The 25,082-nt window shown below is 46.4% G+C and carries 2 protein-coding genes (1 of these 2 only partly in view); both read right to left on the bottom strand.

Annotation, left to right across the window (positions count from 1 at the left end):
- Positions 1-9,961, bottom strand: the 5' portion of a protein-coding gene (locus RBH91_RS02295) for an SDR family NAD(P)-dependent oxidoreductase (protein ID WP_307893330.1). Its footprint begins 3,776 nt before the window's first position; the window shows 9,961 of its 13,737 coding nt (coding positions 1-9,961); the start codon lies at positions 9,959-9,961; its stop codon lies beyond the left edge, outside the window.
- Positions 9,945-25,082, bottom strand: coding sequence for a non-ribosomal peptide synthetase (locus RBH91_RS02290; RefSeq protein WP_307893329.1), 15,138 nt, complete (start codon positions 25,080-25,082; stop codon positions 9,945-9,947). The genes RBH91_RS02295 and RBH91_RS02290 overlap by 17 nt, the downstream gene beginning before the upstream one ends.

Here is a 25,082-nt window from a genome sequence, read left to right as displayed (position 1 = left end):
CGCTGTATCCAAAGGAACTCACACAGGTCCGCCGCGGTTTTCCATCAGCCGTTTCCCAATGCTTAAGCTCCGTATTGACATACAAAGGCGAATCTTCAAATCGAAAATGCTCATTAGGCTCAGAGAAGTTCAATGTAGGCACCAGCGTTTTGTGTTTCATGCACATCAGCACTTTTTGAACACCGGCTACACCCGCTGCCGCTGATGTATGGCCAATGTTGCTTTTCACTGAACCGATCGCACAAAATTGCTTTTTGTCTGTTTTCTCTTTAAATACGGTTGACAGCGCCTCTAGTTCAATTGGATCCCCTTGTTTTGTTCCGGTGCCGTGCATTTCAACATAACTGATGCTTTCAGGATGTATCCCGTATGTCTCGTATATATCCCGTTCCAGATCCATTTGGCTTTTCACGCTCGGTGCTGTAATTCCGTTTGTTTTCCCGTCCTGATTAATGCCCGAACCGATAATAACGCCATAGATATGATCACGATCCGCTTCTGCATCTTTCAGCCGTTTCAGAACGAGTGCTCCTGCACCCTCTCCGGGAACGAAACCATTTGCGCCATTATCAAATGCTTTGCATTGTCCATCAGGAGACAGCATGCCGGCTTCACACATACTGATGTAAGACTCCGGCGTCAGATATAAGCTGACACCGCCCACCAGCGCCATATCAATTTCTTTGTTTACCAATGCTTGGCGTGCTAAATGTGTGCCGACTAATGAGGATGAACATGCCGTATCAATCGGAATTGCAGGCCCTTTTAAATTCAGATAATACGGAATACGCGCTGCCGCTATCGCAAAGCTGTTCCCGGTGGCGCTTGCTCTGGCCTGATTCCGATTCAGCATCACCCCGTATTCATTGCTCATAATGCCAAGATAAACCCCGCACTTTTTATTGTTTAATGTTTGGGCGTTATATCCGGCATCCTCGAATGCTTTATAACCTTCCTGCAAAAAGATTCGGTGCTGCGGGTCCATCAGCTCAGCCTCTGACGGCGGAATATTAAAAAACAGCGGATCAAAATGTTCAATATCATCCAGCATCCCCAGTGATTTGCAGTAGACTTTCCCCTTTTGATTCAGTGCCGGGTCATAGTATTTGTCCACATCCCACCGCGATTTCGGAATGTCACGGATCGCATTTCTCGCATTGACCAAGTTATCCCAATACTCTCTTACATCCTTGGCACCAGGGTATCTGCCTGACATCCCGACTATGGCTATCGCATCGTCTCGGTGACTTTGATAAGAACGGTCTGTTTTCCGCTCACGTTCTTTCATCACTGGCAGCTGAACGGGCCGCTCTGCAGGCTTCGCTTCAGCCCGTACTGCAGGTTGTGTGTCCTCTGCAGAAGGCCCATCCTCTATTTCTTTTTTTCTGTCACTATGCTTCACAAGCTCGGCTTTTAACATGTCTGCAAACTGACGAATCGTTGGATAATCATAAACTTTGGTGACTGAAAATGATGTTCCATATTGTTTATTCATTGCGTTTATCCATTCAAGCCCTGTAATGGAGTCCATTCCGATATCGATAAAGGTTTCATCAATATCGACCTCGTGCGGATCCATGTATAACACTTCTGCGATGCTTTCCTTTAATTCATCATGCAGTGTTTCAATTGTCCCACCATATTGGCTCGATACCGATATCTCAGCAGCTGCATACTGAATGTCTTCAATTGGTTTCTTCTGCACAGGCTGATGAAGGCCTAAAGGCTGCAAAGAAATATTGTCCGGTTTAGCAGAGACGGTTTCCCGTTTTATCGGCGCATACGTTTCCTCTTGTTTTGGCGGATGGTTTCCTGCGATCTCTTCTTCAGCTTGTGTGCTTAATTCATCTTTTAAGAAAACGGCAAAATCACGGATTGTCGGATAATCATAAACCTTTGTCACAATAAACGATGTACCATACTGCTTATTGATTGCTTTTATCCATTCAAGCCCGGTAATGGAATCCATTCCGATATCAATGAAGGCTTCATCCGGGTCGATTTCGTTTTGATCCATGTATAACACTTCTGCTAAGCTTGCCGTCAGTTCATCGCATAACAGCTCAGCAGACATGGTTTGCTGCTTTTTAACCGGCTGCAGCGGAACGGCTGTCCTTTGCGGTGTTTCCTGACTTGCCGTCAAAGGCTGCAAGGAAATATTGGCGGGCTTACCGCTGACTTTTTCAGGAATAAATGGCTCTTGGATGACTGGCTGCGCTGTAACAGCCGGCTTCACCGGTCTTTTTTCATCCGCCTTCATCACAGTTTCTTCTATCCAATAGCAGTCTCTTGCAAAAGGATAGGCAGGCAAGCTGATGCGGCGCGGCTTACCATTTTGATAAAGCATGTTCCAATCGATATTTAATCCTTTTACCCAAAGGTCTAAAAACTTCGCGAATTTCCCTTTGCGAATCCATGCTTCAATTGTCTTCGCCATATCTTCGTCAGCCGCAAAAACTGCCATCGTTTCTTTATTGCGTTTCACTTGCCCGCGGTATAGATGTTCAATATGTTCTTTTCCGGAGATGAAGTCATTCAACTTTTCTTCAAGCTCCTGCATATTTTCAGCCGTAAACGCTAAACGCTCATTCATCGCTTCACGTCCGACTTGAAGCGTATACGCGATCCGAGGCAGATCCGCTTCAGAATAACGCTGCTCACGGATGGCATCCAGCAATCGTTCCGCCCGTTTTTGAAGTCTCTCTTCATTTTTTGCTGAGAGCACAATGACAGCCGGCTGTCCTGCTGAAGAACGTTCCGGCTCAGATTTCGGAACATATTCTCCTATTAAAATATGGGCGTTGCCTCCTCCGGCGCCAAATGAAGAGATGCCTGCGATTCTCGGATATTCGATTTCTTTTCCATTTACCTGAATAATAGGTTTCTTCCATTCTTCAAGCTCTTGCTGTACTTTAAATGGAGAATTGAGGAAGTCAATATTCGGATTCAGCACCTTTGAATGCAGGGAAGGCGCCAGTTGTTTGTATTTCATTTGCAGCAATACCTTCGTTAACCCCGCAATGCCCGCCGCACTTTCACAGTGCCCGATATTTGATTTGGCTGAACCTATGGCACAAAATTGTTTGTCTTTCGTATGTTCTGTGAACACTTTAGCCAGTCCTGTTATTTCAATAGGATCTCCGAGTGAGGTGCCCGTGCCGTGCGCTTCAATATAACTGATTGCCCGCGGGTCAATTTGCGCCTCTGTAATCGCCTTTTTAATGACATGTGCCTGGGCATTCGGGTTAGGGACTGAGTATCCGTTTGTTTTTCCTCCGTGGTTAATGGCCGTACCCTTAATGACTCCATAGATGTGATCGCCATCTTCAACCGCTTTAGACAATGGCTTAAGAAGTACTGCTCCAACGCCTTCTCCCGGCACATAGCCGTCTCCTCCCTGTCCAAAGCTTTCACACCTGCCTTTGCTTGACATAAATTTGTTCTGCCCAAGCATCAAATATTTATTTGGGTGGATTGAAACATTGACTCCCCCCGCGAAAGCGGCCTCACATTCACCGCGCTGCAAGCTTTGGCAAGCCAAGTGAATAGCGGTTAATGAAGATGAGCACATCGTATCCAGAGCCATACTCGGTCCATGGAAATCGAAATAATAGGATACCCGGTTTGCTACGGAGGATGGATTTCCCGGTAAAGCCAGAGCCCGGCCCCGCGCTTGTTCTTGCGCTCCGTACAGCTGATATTCTTCGTACATGACACCGACGTAAACGCCTACGTTTCCGCCAAGCTCGGTATCCCGTTTACGGCCGAGATGCTCTCTAGTATATCCGGCGTCCTCCATCGTTTCATAAACACATTGCAAAAATAAACGCTCCTGCGGGTCCATTAACTTCGCTTCACGAGGAGAAATATGGAAAAACTGCGGATCAAACTTATCTACATCCTTAATGAATCCTCCCCACTTGCTGTACGTTTTTCCCGGTTTGTCCTTATCTTTATCGTAATAGAGACTGTGGTCCCAACGGTCTTCAGGAATATTTGTAATACAGTCCTGGCCGTCCCTCAAGTTTTTCCACAATTGATCGATGTTGTCCGCTTGCGGATAGCGGCCGGAGATTCCGATAATCGCAATCTCTTCCGTTTCTTTTTCAATTAACGGCTTTTGTACTTTTCTTTGCATAGGGACAAAACCAGACTTTCTTCGGGGAACAGAAATCTCTTCTCTCTCTTCGTCTTCTGAATCTCTATTTTCCTCTTTTAGAGAAGGTTTTTCTTGTTCAATCCCCAAGATGTGTAACAGCTGTTCTCTATGAGATTCAGCAAAATACTGTGATAATGACCGAATATTGAGATACTCAAAGAACAATGTTTTGGACAATGAACCGAATACTTTTTCTAATTGTCCCGTTACATGCATGATCATAATAGAATCGATTCCGTAGTCCTCCATAGGAGCTTCAGCGTCAATCTGGCTGACAGGCAGCTTGGTAACTGAAGAAAGCACACTCTTGAAATAATCCTCTGCTTTTTCTCTCAGCGTCTCTTCGTCGACTCCCATCATGGTGTTTGCTTGCTCTGTATGCTGAATTTCACTGTTGTATTTTAATTCTGGAGATTGTCCATTTCCTGTTTGGTTCAAAAATGATTGAATTTTGCTTAGGACGCCCGAAGCCACCATCAGCTGCGATTTTCCCGAGGCCCATCCATGGTATAATGCCTGAATTCCGTGATCTGTTTCCATGGCGATCATACCCGTATCTCTCGTCAGCATTCTTTCGGTTTCAGCATCAACATGCATGCCCCCGTCTTTCCACAACGGCCAGCTCATGGAAAGGGTTTTCCCGTAACGCTTGTGCTGTGCTGCTTGGCCATTCCGGTATTCGCTGAATGTATTCATAAAAGCATTCGCCATTGCGTAATCTGCCTGTCCCGCACTTCCCACTGTTCCGGCATTTGAAGAAAAAAGGATAAAAAAGTCGAGCGGGATATCTTTTGTGGCTTCGTCAAGCTGGATCAGGCCGGTTACCTTTGGAGCAAGCACGTCTTGAATTTCGTCTTTCTTTTTCTTAATAATGAAATTATCTTTTATAATGCCTGCGCTATGAATGATGCCATCCAAGCTGCCGTACTCCTCTTGAATCCCTTTCGTTAAAGCCGTAACAGCTTCTTTTTCAGTCATATCGGTTTGTCTATAAACAACACGCGCGCCCATTTCCTGTAACTTCTGAAGCTGTGACTGCTTCCTGTCATTGAGCGGAGACCGGCCTGTGAGAATCATGACAGCCCCATGCGTTTTGCTTGCAATTTCATTTGCAAATAGGAAGCCAAGCCCCCCTGCACCGCCTGTGATCAGATAAACCCCTTTATCCTTCCATGGCATGTCGGCGCCCAGTTGATCAGCATCCGCCTCTTTCCATTTGCTTACATACCGTTTCCCTTGCCAATATCGGATATGGTGATCATGAGGATATTGCCTGCTTTCTGTTAGTTTTTCAGCCAGATCGCTTGCAGATATCTCTGAATCAAACTCAATCAGCTGGCCGGTGAATGTTGGATTTTCCAGCTGGGCCGTTTTAAGAAGTCCTGTTAAACCGTTTAGCAGCTGCGGTTCGTTCAATGCAGGAACAGCGACTTGAATGAGGACATTTCCGCCAGTTTTTGAGTTTAACAGCTGTTGGATTTCTTCGAATAACTGCACGGCATACGCTTCAAACCGTTCATGAACTGCCTGCCCGTCTTTTTCTAAAACCGTACAGTCAAACTCGTCCCGCATTCTTTCGATCTGCCTTTCTGCAATATCACAAACTACGACTTTATGCTTCTGATATTCTATTAACTCATACTTCCCGGAAACTGCTTTTTCTTCCCATATATGCTCAAACATAAGCGTGCCAATTTTTCCAGATGAAACAGCTTCTAAATGTGTCTCGGTTTCTAAAGTTCTGGCAGAATAACCTTTCATTCGCACGCATACCCGGCCCTCTTCATTACATAAATCAATGTCCAGCTTCTGTATGCGATCCGCAGCGATATTATCCTCGCTGTATTTAACGCGGGCCCACATCGAAGTTTCACAGCCTTTGAAGATTTGGACATCCTGCAATGCGAAAGGCAGCATTGCTTGTCTTTCTGTCAAACTGGCATCCTCTGTTCCAAGCCTCAGACCGATAGAAGCTTGAAATGCCGCATCAATCATGCTCGGATGCAAAACATAACGGTCTTGTGTATGGGAGACCACAGACGGCATAGTCAATTTAGCTAGAGCTTCGTTTGCCCCGACATATATATTGTCAATCGCTCTGTGGCCGTCACCGTAATCAATTCCCATTTCCGCATATACGTTATAGCATGCAGCAGGTGACAGAATACGTTCACTGCAGCTTGCCTTCACCTCTTCAATGTTCAGTTTAGGAGTATCTTCAGCCTGACATAGCACAGCACTTCCTTGGCCGTATATCATCGGGTCCTCCCCTGTGCTGTCAATCTCCTCCCTGCAGATTTCGAAGAAAATGTCGCCATTGTCTTCCGGATAAAGACGAACGTATATGTCTGATTGCAGATCCGTGATGGCAACAGGGCGAATCCAAACGATATCTTGGAGACGAATACCTGTCTGCATCTGATCCGCAGCCGCCTTTTCTACAGCCGCCCGAACCATTTCTAACAAGGCCGCGCCCGGTAAAATGTGCTGACCCTTAATGACATGATCCTTTAAGAAAAATTCGCGCCCTGTGAACACTGAACGAAAACGCACACCCGATATGTCGGACACATTTTCATGCAAAAGAGGATGAATGACGCGGCCTTCAGTCAGATTCTGTTTTGACAAGTCAGTCCCTGCCTCTTTCTCCGGCACCCAATACCGCACTTTCTCGAAAGGGTATGTCGGCAAGCTGATCCGCTTTGGTTTGTTGACTTCGTATAAGAGCTTCCAATCAACCGCAGATCCATCGGCCCACTTTTCGGCGATCAGGTTTAGATTTTCTTGTTCCAGCCATTTATGTACCGTTTCCGCGGAAATCGATGTATCACCGTTTTCTTTTGTCATGCGGCCCTTCCAGCAATGTTCAATCGTTTCCTGTCCTTCTAGATAAGCTTCCAATTGGCCGATTAATTCTTGAATTCCGCTTGCCAAAAAAGCAACCCGTTCTTCCATCGGTTCACGGCCAACCTGCAATGTATAAGCCACATCCCTGATCTGGAGTCCATCGTGAAGAAAATCCAGAAGACGTTCCGCATACACATGAAGACGTTCTTGATTCCGGGCAGAAAGCGGAATAATCACCGGTTTAGTGTCAGGAACAGATACAGCCTGCTCCGCTGTTTCAGGAATATATTCTTCTAAAATCACATGCGCATTGGACCCCGTGGCCCCGAACGAACTGATGCCCGCCCGGCGCGGATAGATGATTCCCTCGCCCTCGCCATTCTCCTTGATAACAGGCTGCTTCCAAGTTTCTGTTTCATGCTGCACATAAAATGGCGATTTTTCAAAGTCCACGTACGGATTCAGCTCTTCTGAATGTAAAGAAGGCACGAGGGTCTGATGGTGAAGCTGAAGGGCGACTTTGCTTAAACCGCTGATACCTGCTGCGGATTCCGCGTGCCCGATATTTGACTTGACAGAACCGATCGAACAGAACTGCCGATCCTGTGTATATTGGCGGAACGCTTTCACCAGCCCCTGTAATTCGATCGGATCTCCTAAAGATGTACCGGTTCCGTGCGCTTCCACATAACTGACGGTCCGCGGGTCAATCCCTGTTTTCTCCAAGCATGTCTCAATCAGATCAGCTTGTGAAACAGGACTTGGCACAGAAATGCCGCTAACCGTTCCTACATGGTTGACAGCACTTCCTTTAATCACTGCATAAATACGGTCTCCGTCTTCCTCCGCCTGGCGCAAAGGCTTTAATAAGACCGCGCCGATTCCTTCTGCCGGCACATAGCCGTCCCCGTCCTTGCCAAACGTGCGGCAGTGCCCGTCAGTGGAAAACATATCCCAAACCCCGTACGTCATATATTTATTCGGATGCAGAGAAAGGTTAACCCCGCCAGCTAATGCGACCTCGCACTCTCCGTGACGAAGGCTTTCCAACGCCAGATGTACGGAAGTCAGAGATGAGGAACATACCGTATCGACCGCCATACTCGGGCCGTGGAAATTGCAAAAATAGGACACTCTGTTGGCGATTTGCGCATAGTTGAGAGAAAGAGGAAACACATTTTCCTTCGATGCTGCTTCAGCACCGACTAATGTATAATCCTTGTGCATGACGCCGGCAAAAACGCCTACATGCTGCCTTTTGTTCCGTCCTCTAGGTTTGGCTAAAGTCTTCGGCGTGTAGCCTGCATCCTCAATCGTTTCCCAGCATGTTTCTAAAAACAGCCGCTCCTGAGGGTCCATTGTCTCTGCTTCTCTCGGCGTTATTCTGAAAAATTGAGGATCAAAGCAATCTGGATCATCAATAAAACCGCCCCATTTAGAAATGTTTTTTCCTGAAGGAGAGGTGATTCCTTCAAAGCGCCGCCAGTCCCAGCGTGACTCGGGAATCTCGCTAATACAATTCTTTGCCTTTTTCAGATTGTTCCAAAATTCGTGTATATTGTTTGCTTTCGGGTACCGGCCCGCCATGCCGATAATCGCAATATCCCCTTCTTTCGCCTTCAGAGGTGCAGTTTGAGAAGAATCTGCATGTACACTTTTCTCCCTGCTTTCAGCAGCACCGCGGTCGATTGTGCTAAAAGCGGCGTGCTTTCGTTCATTTTGTTCAATAAAATGAGAGGAATTAAAATGCTCACCGTACTCCTCAGAAAGAAACGCTGACAACTCCGCAATCGTGGTATGCTCAAACAGGAGAGTCGGTGAAAGGCTCTCGCCGATTTTGTCACTGATCGTTTCTACCACTTCAAGCAAACCGGATGAATTCAACCCCATCTGGTAATAGCCGACCTGCTTTTCAATCTGTTCGAGCGGCATATTGATTTTGTCTGCGATTAATTGGCTGACGAATTGTTCAGCCGCCTCGTATGGCCCCGTACTGTCGGCTGCCGATGACACCTCCATCATTCCTTCAGCAGCCTGCGAGAGTGCAGCTGTATCTTTTCTCATCTCTTGACTTTGCGGTAAATCTTTGCGATCTCCATTAATAAGCTCTGCTTCCCGTACTAATTTACTTGTGAAGTTTTTCAGTTCAGCCACCTTTTCTCCGGAAGCATTAAAAAATTCAAGCGTTACATAAATCAGCTCTTTTTCCTGACGGACTGAGGACCGCTTAATTCTCGTCATGCAATGCGTCTGCAAAAGGGCTGAAGCGGAAAAGGATTCATAGAACAGAGGCAAAAACAGCCTCTGTTCTCCTTTAAGCAAAGATGTGAGTAAATTGTTGGCGCCCACCCCGCTCCCGTCAATGAGAGTCGGATGAAACATAAAGCCTTCTGCATGAAGCATGGCTTCTGAGCTAAGAGAAAGATCAAGGAGCACGCCGTCTTCCTCTTCATAAATGCCCCCCTGCGCCTTCATATATCCGCTGTGCACGAGTTCCTGACGTTTGCACTGTTCATACACATCATCGAGCCGAATAATAGTGTCCGCAGATGCTTTGATCTGTTTAAGCTCCAGTGTTTCTTCAAATACTGCCGGCACGGCGGTGTGCATATCAGCCTTCATATAGAGCTTTTCATCTGAAGCTTCTTTACCGTGACGTTTTTCGAAGCCTTTGGCTGTTATTTGCCAATGCCCTTCTTTTTTCTCCGCGCATTGGATATTGAGCACAATCACCGAATCCCGTCCCGCAGTCAGCGGCTGATAGATCGATAAATTCCGCAGCTGAAGGTCTGAGCAGGAATAGCCGTGTTCTCTGAATATCTGGTAGATCATATCAATGTAAGCCAATCCCGGAAGGACATGCTGTCCGTAAACCACATGGTGATAAATAAACGGATTTTTTAACGATAGAGTGAGTTGCTTCGTTATATTTTTCACGTTAGACCTCCACTTCATAAGTATCCCATATGTTTGCCGTATCCATTTTTAAGGTCTTTGCTTCCGGCTTTGACGCGCCGGCCGAAAACGCCCGTTTCTTTAATTCAGGAGGTGATATTGGACTGCGCTTGATCACACGTTTTTCATCTTCGTCCCACGCCTCTAAAATGACATGGGCATTTGTCCCACCATCGGCAAAGCAGTTAATGGCCGCAGCAGGCAGCGGATCTTTCCATTTTTCCAGCGTTCGGCTGAACGTGATATTCGCTTTCTGCTTATCGAAATGTGACATCTCTTTTTCACCTGATAAAAATGGGACAACACTGCGCTCTTTCAGCATCAGCACAACCTTGATAAAACTTGCGATTCCTTCAGCGCAAAGCGGATGTCCGATATTCGGCTTGATTGATCCGAGCGAAAGGGAATTAGAATTCCCGGAACGGTATACGGATTGAATCGCTTTAAGCTCAAGCAGATCGGTTACCATTGAACCTGATCCGTTTGCTTCAAGATAGCTGATGTCCTCTGGTTTTTTTCCGCTTTTGGCAAGCGCGGCCTTCATGACTTCCTTTTGCGCCTCCAGATTAGGTGTTGCCGGCCCTGCGGTTCTTCCGTCATTATTGACCGAGGCCGCTTTGACCACAGCATAAATGGTATCTCCGTCTTGCAAGGCCTGTTTTACCGTTTTTAACAGAACCATTCCGACACCCTCACCTAAAACAACGCCATCAGCACGCTCATCAAATACATGGAAGGATGATTGCCTGCTTAAAATGCCGCGCTGGTCAAACAGACGGTGAGAGGCGTCTGAACCGAGCAAGCTGACCCCGCCTACTACAGCAGCTTTAATATCTCCGCTAAGGAGGGCCTGAATGGCCATATTCATGCCGACTAAAGCTGATGAACATGCTGTATCTAACACAACACTCGGACCGCGGACATCAAAAAATTGTGAAATATTAGCCGCTACATAATTCTGGCCGACTGTCACGATCGGATTCTTCGCATGAAGAAGACTCTCTTCATCAGGCTTGTGCTGGCTTCTGCCTCCAAGATAGACGCCGACGGATTCGCCCTTTATTTCCTCTGGTGTATATCCGGCGTGATACCAAAGCTTCAGACACTCTTCCAACACCAATAATGCTTGCGGGTCCATCGCCCTTACATCTTCTTCATGGAGCAGGAAGAAATCAGGGTCGAAATGGCTGACGTGATCAATGACTCCGGCATAATACGGCGTTTGATAACCCCAGCGCTCTGCCGGAACCGGACCGATTGACGAACGTCCCTCAGATAATAATGACCAATATGTTTCCAGTGTATCTGCCCCCGGAAAGCGGCAAGATAGTCCGACAACGGCGATATCCTCTGCATGAGAATCCGGTGAAAAGGATGCTGGCGCTTGTCTTTGGCCGACAGAAGCACGATTCTCCGCAGGAACAGATATGACTGCCTCAGTTCTGTTTTCCAATGACGCTTCCGCATTTTCTGACTCTCCAAAAAGAGCAGTTAAGGATTCGGTATAAGATCCGACAAGCCAATCGGCAAAGCGCTGAATCGTTGGATATTCATAAAGAATAGATGGATCGAGCGCTGCGTCTAACTTTCGGTTAATACGCTGGAGCAGCTGCGCCAAGATGATAGAATCCACACCATAATCCTGAAATACATCATCAATTTCCAAGTGTTCCCGATCGATTCTCAGCTCTTCAGAAAACAATTGAACAAGCCATGTCCGTGTTTCATCTAAAAGCAGCTCATGTTTAGCCTGTCCTGCGGTTTTCTCGACTTTTTCAGCCTGTGGTCTGCGCAAAGTTTCTTCCTTCAATCCAGCCTCTTGCCGGACCCGCCGCTTCATCAGCTGATCTGGTTTCCAATTTTCCTGATTCGCCACAGCAGGGAGGACAACCGGCTGCAAGGTTCCAGATAATATTTGATCCAGAAAACGCAAGCCCTCTGAATTCGTCATACTCAGCAAGCCGCTTTCTCGATAAGCATGATTTGTCACTTCCCCCATACCGGTTTCTTTCCAATTCGGCCACTGAATGCTGATAATTGGCATATTTTCCTTATGTGCTTCTGCAAAATAATCCATATAGCTGTTGGCCATGGCGTAATCAGCTTGTCCCGCTGAAAGTGCCGGAATAATGGCCGAGACAGAAGAACATAATACGAAAAACTGTAACGGTTCATGACTTACATGGTGATACAGGGTTGTAAGCCCCGCCACCTTCGGCTCTAGCACTCGCTGCATATCAGCAGCCGTTTTTCGGATAAACGCCAAGGTATCCATGTCCGTTATGCCTGCACAATGAATGACTCCGCGGATCGGTCCCAATGTTTGATTGATTTCATGTAAGGCTTGCTGTACTTGAGTCTCATCAGATAAAGAGAACGACAGCATTTGTACTTGTACGCCTTGTGCCTCCAGCTCCCGCACCGCTCGGATTTTCTGTGCCGCGGAAGTATTTAATGTCTCAACATGAGCCCACTCCTCTCGCGGAGGAAGCTGCTCACGTCCTGTCAGCACCAGCTTTTTCACTCCATAGTGTTCTGCAAAATGCCGGGCGCATAATAGTCCGATTCCTCTTGTCCCGCCTGTAATGAGAAGCACATGTTCTTCAGGGAAGGTCTTTCGCTCTTCGGTTCCTTTCCAGGTTTCCGGATTCTCTTTTAGGTAAGCCTGGTATCGCATGCCCTCCCTGTAGCAAACCTCCGTATCCTCAGAATCGGAATAAAACTCCTCAGCGATCTGAGCCGCGAGAATATGATGATCAACGGATTCTTCCGCATCCATATGCCTTGATGTGAGATGGCTGTATTCGCTTTGGAGCATACGATACAAACCAGCGCGGGAAGCCCCTGTCATCCGGACGGATGTGTTTTGGAATGATTCCAGCCCTTTCGTCACACAAAGCAGCATGATTCCCTCTTTATGTCCGTCTTCAACCAGCCTTTGAATCCATTCAATCCAATCAAGCTGTTCTTCCTCATGTCCGCCGCAACCGATTAAATCCACAAGGCCGTCAAATCGTTTCCAATCATCGCTTGACTGATCACTTTCGACCCGGCTCACATCTAACATGAGATGATTCGGAAAATACTTAGACACTTCAGCCGCCAACTCTGCCGTCTCTTCATTGCTCAGGATCGCAACGGTTCGTGTCCCCGGCTCTTTCGGGGTAACCGCACTTAAGCTCCATTGTTTTGTCAAAACACATGGGTTGCGTTTTTCACTATGATCTGCGATGTCCGGTTCTGAAAGGTGTTCCTCTGCCGGAAGCCAATAGTGATCCTTCGCAAATGGGTATGAAGGAAGACTGATCAAGTGCGGTTTGACCTCACCATACAATTTACCCCAATCGATCGCGACGCCTTTGACCCATAAATCCGCAAGCTTGGCGTATTTCCTTTTTCTGATCCAAGCTTCAATAGCCATTGCCAAATCCTCATCTGCAGAAAAAATGGCCAAGGTTTCTTTGTTTCGATTAGCCTGTCCGCGGAAGAGCCCCTCAGCCCCTTCCTTGCCGTCAATATACGCTTGCAGTTTCTCTTCGAGCTCCTGCATCGTGCCCGCAATACACGCCAGACGTTCATCCATTCCTTCCCGCCCGACTTGGAGCGTATAGGCGATGCGGTGCAGATCTTGATCTGTATATTTTTTCTCACGAATGGCACCCAGCAATTGCGCAGCCCGATCCGTAAGCCTTTGTTTATTTTTAGCCGACAGTACAATCATGTTCGGCTGTTCGGAAAGCGCATGTCGGGAACCTGCTTTTGGAATATATTCTTCAATCACAATATGGGCGTTTACTCCGCCAATCCCAAACGAACTTATTCCGGCACGGCGCGGCAGTTCATTTCCGTTCCGGTCTTTGACAGCCTTCCATTCCTGTTTTTCTTGAACAATGTAAAACGGACTGTCTGTAAGCTGCAAGTAAGGATTGAGCGTTTCGCAATGCAGGCTTTTGACTAAGGTTTTATGCTTCATTTGCAGCAGCACCTTAATCAATCCGGAAATACCTGCGGCAAGCTCTAGATGACCGATATTGCTCTTAACTGAGCCGATCCCGCAATGATGGTCCGGAACTTCTGGCTGGGTATGATCTTCCATATTGGACAGTTCTTTAAACGCGGCTTTCAGCCCGTTTATTTCTATCGGGTCTCCCAATTCAGTCCCCGTTCCGTGCGCTTCGATATATGTGACTGTACTCGGATCTATGCCTGCCCTGCGATATGCACGCATCAGCAAATCAGCTTGCGCTTTCGGATTAGGCGATGTCAGCGTATTGGCTCTTCCTCCGTGATTTTCTGCCGTACCCCGAATGACGCCGTAAATATGATTCCCATCGCGCTCAGCATCTGTCAGCTTTTTCAGCATGACCATTCCGACACCTTCTCCTCTGACATAACCATTCGCATCAGCAGAGAATGTTTTACACCTACCGTCTTTGCTCAGCATGCCAGCTTTGCTGTAGCTAATGTGCGCCTCCTCGGTTAATATCGTGTTCACGCCTCCTGCGATTGCCATCTCACAGTCTCCGCTTTGCATAGCGGTCACAGCGCGATGAATCGCAACAAGTGAGCTTGAACATGCGGTTTCTATCGGTTCACTCGGACCGTGAAGATTTAAGAAATAATTCATTCGATTCGGACCGACCGAAGGAATCATATGGCCTGTTGCAGCATGACCTTCAATTGGAAGGTTTGCTTTGTTAAATAGATCTTTATATCCTGTATTTCCTGTGCCGATAAAGAGCCCTGTTGCTGTACCTGAAAGGCTCTGCGGCGAGCACCCGGCATCTTCTATCACCTTCCATGCATATTCCATTAACAGCCTCTGTTGAGGATCTACATAATGGGCTTCTCGCGGTGATATACCGAAAAACAACGGATCAAACTTGGCTACACCATCAATAAATCCGCCCCATTTAATGTCGGTTTTATTGGCTTCTGAGTCAGGGTTTCCATAATGCTCCCGCCAATCCCACCGATCTTTCGGAACTTCCGTGATACTGTCTATTCCTTCTTCAAGATTTATCCAGAATTCATCTATGTCATGAGCTCCAGGGAATCGGCCGCTGATGCCGACAATGGCGATCGGCTCAAAATCGGCTGTTTGATTTGTGTTTCTTTCCTCTTTCGTCATCACAGTCTGTTTAAAGCGCCGTTTTCTCCTCTTTGTGATGCTTGGCGCCGCAGGAGCTGTTTCTTGTAACTCGTCAGGAACCGATGATTTTGCGTGCTCTCCGGCAATAGCCTCTTTGTATTCATCTATCAGATAGTCAGCCAAACTTTGTATGCTTCCATATTCAAAGAAAATCGTCGGCGTCAATTCCAATTGATAAGCTTCGTTAATCTGATTCGTAAATACAGTGAATGAAACTGAATCAAATCCATACTCACTGAGCTCTGTATTGATATCGATATCTTCAACGTTTACTTTTAAAATGACGCTGACCATGTGACTTAGCGAAGCTTGCAGGCTGTCTGCAGCATGTAAAGAGTTTGATTGCTCATCAGCGCCGCTGACGGATGCATCTTGATGCAGCCATTCATCCTGATACTCAGCCATTACGTATTCAGCCAGGCTTTGTATGCTTCCATATTCAAAGAAAATGGTCGGCGCTAACTCCAATCGGTGCGCTTCGTTAATCCGGTTTGTAAATACAGTAAATGTAACCGAATCGAATCCGTACTCACTGAGTTCTGTATTGATATCAATATCTTCAATGTTTACTTTTAAAATCTCTCCGACCATCTGGATGAAAGACTGTTCCAATTTTCGAGTTTGTCCGTTATGATGATCTGCGCTTTTTTGATCCAGCCGTTTGATTTTAGACCCGGAAGAGAGCAGTTTTTGCTTCATTTTCGCAAGCTGACCTTCCATCACGAATACTTGCGGCTTTTCTGAAGCGATTCCTTGATAAAAGGCTTTAATGCCGTGATCACTTTGCAGCGGGACCATTCCCACGTTTTTCATCATTCTTTTTTCAATTTCAGCATCGACTTGCATACCGCCCTCTTTCCACAACGGCCAGTTGAAGGAAATCGTTGAGCCGTGCCGCTTCTTAGACGCGGCAAGCGCATTTCTGTATGCGGCAAATGCATCCATAAATGTATTGGCTGCTGCATAGTCTGCTTGTCCGGTGTTTCCTAAACATCCGGACACGGATGAAAACAAGATGAAAAAGTCCAACTGCCAGTCCTTGCTGCATTCATCTAAATAAAACAATCCGTCCACTTTTGGCTGTAACACTTCTTGAAATTCTTTATTTGTTTTATGGACAATGAAATGATCTTTTATGACGCCTGCACCGTGCAGGATACCATTGAGATGGCCGTACATCTCTTTGATTTCATCCATGATCCGCGAGACCGCCTTTTGATCTCCCACATCCGCTTGTTTATAGATTACTTCTGCACCTAAATTCCGGAGAGCCTCCAGCTCCTGCTCCTTACGCTCACTTAAGACTGAGCGCCCCGTCAGAATGATTGCGGGATGAACTGTTCGATTGGCAATTTCTTTTGCAAACAGAAGACCTAAGCTCCCCGCTCCGCCTGTGATAAGGTAAACGCCATTATCCTTCCATGGCATATGAGGCTCAGCAGCTGCCGGCAGCTCTATTTCACGCCAATCTTTGACAAAACGGCCTCCAGCTTCATATTTGATCTGTTTGTCATCAGGCCTCTGACTGTCGTCTTGCAGCTTTTGATGAAGGCCAATGATCTCTTCCGGATTCTCGATCTCAATGACCTGGGCTGTAAGTTTGCTGTACTCCAATTCTGCTGTTTTGAGTAATCCGGACATTCCCGCAAACAATTGCTTCTCGTCTTTCCCCGGCACGATAACTTGGATGATTAGATGACCTTCAGCTTTGGAGCGAATCTTCCTTTGAATGAGTTCAAAAACCTGCTGTGTGTAGCTTTGAAAACGTTCAGCGATATTTCCTTCAGCTTCATTTAACGTAATGACACGAACATTCTGCATGCGGGCTGCCATGTCTTCACTGACATTTCGTTCGGTTTCGCAGATGACAACGAGATGCTCTGCGTATGATGTCACATCTTTATCGATAACCTCATCCTGCCTATTCCATATTGGCTCAAGCAGTAACTGTTCATGAGTAAATGCAGGTTTTGATGAATGAACCTCTCCTTCCAATACTCTTGTTGAGAATCCCTTCATCCTTATGCATACGTCCCCAGTCTCGTCAAGCAAATCGATATCCGCTTTCTGCACCATCTCCCCGCTGCGATCGACGTCACTTAAACGGGCGTATGCCCACATCGCGGACGTACTTCCTTTGATCACTTCAAGCTCTTCAAGCGCAAACGGCAAAATCAGCTTTTGCTCGGTAAATTCCTGCATGATGCAGATTGTAGCGGCCTGCACAGCGGAATCCATCATACTTGGATGCAGTATAAAACGTTTCTGCGTGTCAGAAACAGAAGCAGGCAGCTGCAATCGTGCCAAAACCTCCTTGTTTCCGATATCCACTTTCTGAATTCCTTGGAATGCCGGACCATGGAACATTCCTCTGCTTCTGCCTTCCTCGTAGAATTGGTGAGGCGAAATCTCCTTCAGGCTGCAGCGGTGCTGTAATTCACCAAGATCCCATGCCGGTTTTTCTGCTGCAGTTATCAGTTCGGCACTGCCTTGACTGTGTATGACTGAGTCTGACCCTTCTCCTGTACTGTAAATGTCATATGTGATTTTCCCATCCTCTTCCGGAAAAAGACTGATATGCACATGAACCGGCTGTTCCTCGACCACTACAGGCTGAACCCAAACGGCATGATTCAATTTGATTCTGACATCCTGCTCGTTCGCACCGCCAATCGCCTTGTTTACAGCCATTTGCGCCATTTCAAGATAGGCAACCCCAGGGAGCACCGGCTTCCCTCTCACCACATGGTCTGTCAGAAAGAATTCCTCACCTGTTAAAACTGAACTGAATCTCTGCTCAGCAAAGTCTGACGTGTTTTGATGAAGCAGCGGATGCAATACACTGACACCGGTCTGATGAGCGGACATTCTTCCCTTAAGCTTGTGATCATCCTGTGATGCCCAGTATCGTTCCTTTGCAAAAGGATATGTCGGCAGACTCATTCTGTTTGGGCGCACATCTTTGTAAAGCTGCAACCAATCAATATGCGCTCCTTTGCTCCATATCTCCGCCAGCTTGTTCACTTTTCCTTTAGCGATCCACTTCCCAATCAGTTCTGCGCTGTCTTCATCCTCAGTCAGCCATGAAACGTCCTTGGCTTGCTGCTTTTCTCCTTGAAAACAGCCTTCAATCGGTGTTTTTCCATTGATAAAATCAGACAGCCTTTGTTTTAACTCATCCACATGGCCAGCGGTAAAGACAACCCGATGCTCCATCGCTTCACGCCCGACCTGAAGGGTATAAGCGAAATCAGACAGCCGGCCGTTCTCAAGCCCTCTTCTTTCTAAATGTGTCAGAATGTCATGCACATACTCATGCAGCCGCTCCTTATTTTTTGCCGATATCGGAATGATGCAGGCCCCTGTTTTTTTCTGATCAGCAGAAACCGTTTTGTATTGCTCGAAAATCGCATGAGTGTTTGTCCCGCCGAGTCCGAACGAACTGAGTGCAGCCCTGTGCGTTTTTATTTCATTACTTAATGCTTTCTTTTGATCGATGACGTAAAAAGGAGAATTGGCTAAGTCTGTATTTGGATTCGGCTCCTTATAATTGATGCTAGGAGCAAGCTCATGATGGTAAAGGCTCATCACAACCTTAATGCAGCCTGCCAACCCGGCAGCCGTATCCAAATGTCCGATATTTGATTTCACCGATCCGATTCCGCAAAATTGCTTTTTATTTGTATACTGCCTGTAAACCGCCGTCAAAGCTGACAGCTCGATTGGATCTCCAAGCTTCGTTCCTGTTCCATGCGCTTCAACATAGCTGATGGATTCAGGCTGGATCTTCGTTTGATTCATGACCTTTTGAATCACGTTCGCCTGTCCTTTTACACTTGGAGCATAAAAACCGACTTTGTCAGCTCCGTCGTTATTTACACCTATACCTCTTAACAACGCATAGATGTGATCTCCGTCTTGTACGGCATCCGCCGCTTTTTTCAGCAATACAGCGGCAACGCCCTCACCGCCTATCATTCCGTCGGCAGAAGCGTCAAACGCCTTAATATGTCCATCACTTGAAAAATTCAAACCTGACTGATGCACATATCCGATATTTGACTCGGTGTGCAATGTCGCGCCGCCGACCAAAGCATAAGCGGACTCGCCAGACAACAGGCTTTGATAGGCGGAATGCAATCCGATTAAAGAAGACGAACAATTGGCATGGACGAAATAGCTAGGCCCTTTCAATCCGAGCTTATGAGAAATCATTGTCGGAATCGTCCCGCTCTGCGCAAGCACCCACGATACATAACCATCCGGCGTTTCAAGGCTCTCCGTTGTTTCATTTGGCAAGAGCGCGCGATATGAATTATTGCTTGCCGACATATAAACACTGGTTTCCGGAATCTGTTTGGAAACGTAACCGGCATCTTCTATCGCTTTCCAGGAGTGAGTCATGAGCATCCGCAGCTGCGGGTCCATAAATTCAGCGTCTTTAGGTGATATTTGAAAGAAGCTTGGGTCAAACCGGTCCTTCCCTTCAATCGAGGATTTAGCCGGGACATAGCGTGAATTCCCTGTCAGTTCCTCTGAAACACCATAACTCTGAAGCTCTTCTTCACTGAAAAATTTTATACTTTCCTTGCCGTCTCTAAGGTTCTCCCAAAACTCAGCATGGTTTTTCGCACCCGGAAATTCACACGATATCCCAATAATCGCTACACTGTCCTCATAATAATCCGGAAGTTCACCAGTGACATTTTGCATATGAATAGGCTCATCTGATTTTTCCGCTGATTCTAACGGTAAAGAGAATCCAGTATCCGTTATTTGCTGTTCAGTGATGTATGTACTGATGCCTTTAATCGTTGAGTACTCAAACAAGTCTGTGACAGTAAACTCACAGGATAGTTCATGTTTGATGCGTTCGGCCGCCGTAACAGCGAGAAGCGAATCGCCTCCCACATCGAAAAATCCGTCTTCCGGCTCAATGTCATAAACGTTCAGTACATCTTGCCAAATGGATAAAATGGTTTCCTGTATCTTTATAGAAGACATATTCCTTTGCTTTGGCTGCTGTGCTGTCATTTCTCGGTTCTTCAGAGTGTTTCTGTCTACCTTGCCGTTCGGTGTTAACGGCATATGGTCAAGCTGGATAAAATAAGAAGGCACCATATAGGCTGGTAAACTGTTTTTCAAATAATTTCGCAGCTCCCTTGATGCAAGAGATGAATTTGCAGCTTTCACTGTATAATAGGCGGCAAGCTTCTCGTCTCCGTCCTGTTCAGCTGCAACAATGACGCTTTCCTGAATAGCTGGATGTTCATTGAGCCGGCTTTCAATATCGCCAAGTTCAATACGGAATCCGCGTATTTTCACTTGGTTATCGATACGGCCGATATATTCAATCCTGCCTCCCGGGAGCCAGCGTGCCATGTCGCCTGTTCTATAAAGCTTTGACACAGGTTCAAAAGGGCTGTCTATGAATCTTTCATTCGTTAATTCAGGCTGGTTGTAATAGCCCTTTGCCACTCCGTCCCCCGCAATGCAAAGCTCTCCCGGGACACCGGCCGGGACAGGCGTAAGCTGAGAATCGGTAATATAAATCCGTGTATTTGCGATGGGCCGGCCTATCGTGATGTTAGAGTTTTCTTCATTCACACGCTGGATCGCAGACCAGACAGTTGTTTCGGTAGGGCCGAACATGTTCCAGGCTTCGCTGTCCGTATTTAGAAAATATCGCTTTAATTTTTCAGGTAATGCTTCGCCTCCGCATAGAATCTTGACTCTCTCTTCATTTTTCCAGCCTGAATAAAAGAGCATTTTCCATGTGGCAGGGGTTGCTTGCATGATTGTCGGTCTAATATTTTGTATGTCCTGTTTCAGTTTTTCAACGTCTTTTGTATGATCAGTTTGACAAATATGGCACTGCGCCCCCTTCATCAAAGGCAGATATAACTCTAAAGCGGCTATATCAAAACAGTAGGTTGTCACAGCAAGCATGTTATCCGTTGATGAAAGACCAGGCGTCTCACTCATGGAAACGAGAAAGTTTGTCAACGCTTTATGCGGAATCATGACCCCTTTTGGTTTTCCTGTGCTGCCGGAGGTATAAATGACATAAGCCAAGTTTTCGGGCTTAACGGTGCGTGAAAGAACTCTCCGATCAGAAGCGGCTTGAGTGATGTCATCCCAGTCTTGATCTAACAGAACCGTCTGGACCCCGTTCCAGCTTAAAGTATTTACTAATTCGGAAGTGGTCAGCGTAATGGAGACTTCACTGTCCTTCAGCATGTATTCCAATCGCTCAGCCGGGTAAGACGGGTCTAACGGCACATATGCTCCTCCGGCCTTGAGAATCGCCAACAATCCCACAATCATTTCCAGCGATCGATCCACATAGATTCCTGCCAAGCGATCCGGTCCCGTTCCATGCGCCTGCAAATACATGGCCAGCTGTGTGCTTTTTTCATCGAGCTCCCGATACGTCAGTGTTTCACCTTTATAGCTGACAGCCGCCCGATTAGGCGTCTTTTTCGCCTGCTGCTCAAATAACTCATGAAAACACGTATATGGATAATTCTTGTCAGTGGCGTTCCACGTTCTGAGAATCATTTGTTCCTCTTCCCCGGATAATAAGGAATACTCTTTTAAAGGCTGAGAAGGATTCACAACGGCCTGTTCTGTTAAATAAATAAAGTGATCGAACATAGCGGAAATAGAAGCGGTATCAAACAGCCCGGTATTGTATTTGATGTTCAGCTCCATTTTTTCTTCTTCTTCCCATAGCTCAAACACCAATTCGTATTCACCCTCTTGATGAATACTCCCAACGAAGTCAACAGAAAAGGAATCCTTATATCCGCTCAACAGACTTTGATAACTTCCAGATTGAAGAAAATTCTGATAGAAAAAAGCTGTCTGAAAAACGGGTGAACCTGCTTGTTGGCGAGAGATATTCAAATCCCGCACCATTTTCGGAAAAGGATAAGATGCATGATCCAGCCCATCAAGGATTGTGAATTGCAATCTTGAAACGAACTCAGAAAAAGTTTCCGCCGCTTTCAGCTCACTCCGAATAGGGAGCATATTGAGAAAATGTCCAATAGAGGAATCAAATCGCTCTTCCGGTCTCACCATTGCAGGCATACCGACAATCAGTTCCTTCTGATCGCAATAACGGCCTAACAGCATCATATAGCAGCTCAGCAATACCGTTGATACATTCGTAGAATGCTCTTTGGCAAACGTTCTGACTCGTTTCATTAAGCTGCTGGGCAGCCGCCGAGCGTATGTGTCTTCCTTTAACTCAGAAACGGACGAACTGGTGCTTACAGTCGGCAGCTGAAGATTCGGCAATGTTCCCGATAGCTGTTTCCGCCAGTACGAACGATGCTTCTCGCCGTCTTCACCGGCAAGCATGTTCTGTTCCCAAGCGGCAAAATCATGATACACTGCCGGAGAAACAGACTCTTTCGGCTCCCGTCCTTCTAATAGAAGCTTATAGCTGTCAAAAAGACTGCGAATAAACGTCACGGAAGAAATCCCGTCAAAAATAATATGATGAATGACCACAAGTAAAAAATGCTCTTCTTCTGATCTGGAAAAAACCCGGACGCGCATTAACGAGCTGTTTTCCTTTACATACGGTTCCTTTACTTTTTTTCTAAGATAAGCAGTCGTGTCAGACTCTTTCATACCCGAAATGTCTTCTGTTTTGATGTCAAGAGATAGCGCTGGCTCGTTTTTGAGACAAGGTACTCCGTCTCTCTCTTGAATCACGTGCTTTAATATCGGATGCTGATTTAATACAAGGTGAAAAGCTTGCTTTAATGTTTCAAGGTGAAGCGCTGACGTAAATCGGAAACAGAGCGGTACATGATAAGCGCTTTTGTCAGGTGACATTTTCTGCAATGTCCACAAACCTTTTTGAACTTCAGAAAGAGATTGAAAGGTTGCTTGCTTTTTTTCTGCCTCTGTTTGAGTTTTATCAATGTTCTCCCTGTCATCAGAAAGAATGCTGCGTATTTCTTCTTTTTCAGATAGATAGTCAGCCAGTGATTCGATCGTAGGATACTTGTATAACTCTCTCGCTGTGAGTCTGATGCGATATTTTTTCTCGACCGCCCGAATGAGCTTCATCATCTTAATAGAGTGAATACCGAGGCTTTGGATATTGGTGTTGGGCTCAATCCAATCGCGGGAAACATTCAGCTCCTCAGTAAAACAGCTGAGCAGATATTCCTGTATACCCTCCCTTATTCTTTTGGCATCAACTGCTTGTTGCTTCTCTCCCTCACCGTTCATGCGGTTCGGTTTGTGCAGCAAGTGATCGAACGCTCCATTTTCAAATGCCGTTTTCAGCTGCGCACGCTGGATCTTTCCTATAGCTGTTTTCGGGATCTCTTCTTTATGGACCGGCAGCAAAAATTCAGGAGTCACACCGATCGTCTGCGTGACATGGTATTGTACGTTTCTAAGAAGCTGATCGATTTCATCATCATTCATCTCGGTGGAAGTAACAAAGAAGATAGCCAGCTGATCCGTTGTATTGTTATTTACACGAACAGCACAAGCAGCAGTATAAGAAGTTTCGATTTCCGCTAACTCTTCAACTGCGGATTCAATCGCATGACTGTAGTAATTGACACCATTAATAATAATCGCGTCTTTCGTACGGCCCGTAATGGTTAGACGCCCATTGCGCAAAAAACCGAGGTCGCCGGTTTCAAACCATCCATCCTTTGTAAACACACTCTCATTCAAATCCGGGCGCCGATAATAACCGCTCGTAACAGAGAGGCCAGAGACTTGAAAACGGCCAATCTCGCCTTCCTCAACCAATTCATTATGTTCATCCACAATCCTCATGGAGAATCCCGGAATCGGTGAACCTATTTCCACAAAATCATCATCATCGCTTGTTGCTGCACGGGTAAACTCATGAGAGAAAATCACTCCGGATGATGTTTCGGACATGCCCCATGCAGGACGAATCGCGTCAGCAGGCAATCCGTGAGGTTCTAAAAGCTCCAGTATTCTGCGCCCCACTTTAGCCACCATCGCTTCACCGCCATTGAGCATATAACGCATTGACGACAGGTCCCAGTTTCGATTTTTCATTTCATCAGAAAAATCAGTGACCAGTCCGAAAGCAAAATTCGGCGCCCACGTAACAGAAGCACGGTAATGATCAATCCAATCAAGCCATTTTAGAGGTTCCATCAAAATCGTTTCACTTGCGACGTTAATTTCTTGGCAGCCGAGATAAACATCCCGCAAATGCAGCATCCCGATACCTCCGACATGGTCAAACGGCATCCAGTTAAACGTGATATCCTCTCTCGTAAAACCTTGCATTTGAATAATACCTTTCACCATGCTCAAAATGTTTTGATGATTGAGCATGACTGCTTTGGGAGTTCCCGTACTCCCTGAAGTCAGCAGCAGAAGCGCCAAATCTTCAGGATGAGCCTGATGCCAGCCGGTTTCCATCTCATCACAGAAAAGGTCCTCGACAGCCAGGGCGCGAAACCCTTCAAGTTCTTGCTCTTTTGCCCAATCGGTCATTTCCTGAAGTAAATCCCGATTCGTAATCACCGGCGGCCTGTCAAGAAGTGTCCATGCGTCTTTCAGCTTTTGAGTGCCGCTGTTCGACTCTGTGTACATCGGGGCAACAACTAAAGGAGCCGGAACAATTCCAGTTGAAACACAGCCCCAGAAGGCAGGGATAAATTGTGAATTGTCGCCAAGCTGCAAAATCACATGATCCTTTGCTTTCAGACCAGATTGACGGAGTCCTTTGACGATGCGCAGCGCATCATTCCATAAACGGCCATAAGATTGATGAATCTCAGTTCCATCCGGCTGCAGATAAATGATCCCCTTTGTCTCCCCAAGCTCCGCTGCAGTTTTATATAATACCTCGGGTATTGTAGCCGGTTGATCTTCGGATATATGTAATGGCTCCCCGTAACTGACAGAAGGATTAGCTAATCCGCGGGTATTCACATCATTTCTCAT

The sequence above is a fragment of the Bacillus swezeyi genome (genome assembly GCF_030908325.1).
Classification (GTDB): Bacteria; Bacillota; Bacilli; order Bacillales; family Bacillaceae; genus Bacillus; species Bacillus swezeyi.
This window is presented reverse-complemented; position numbering and strand designations above follow the sequence as displayed.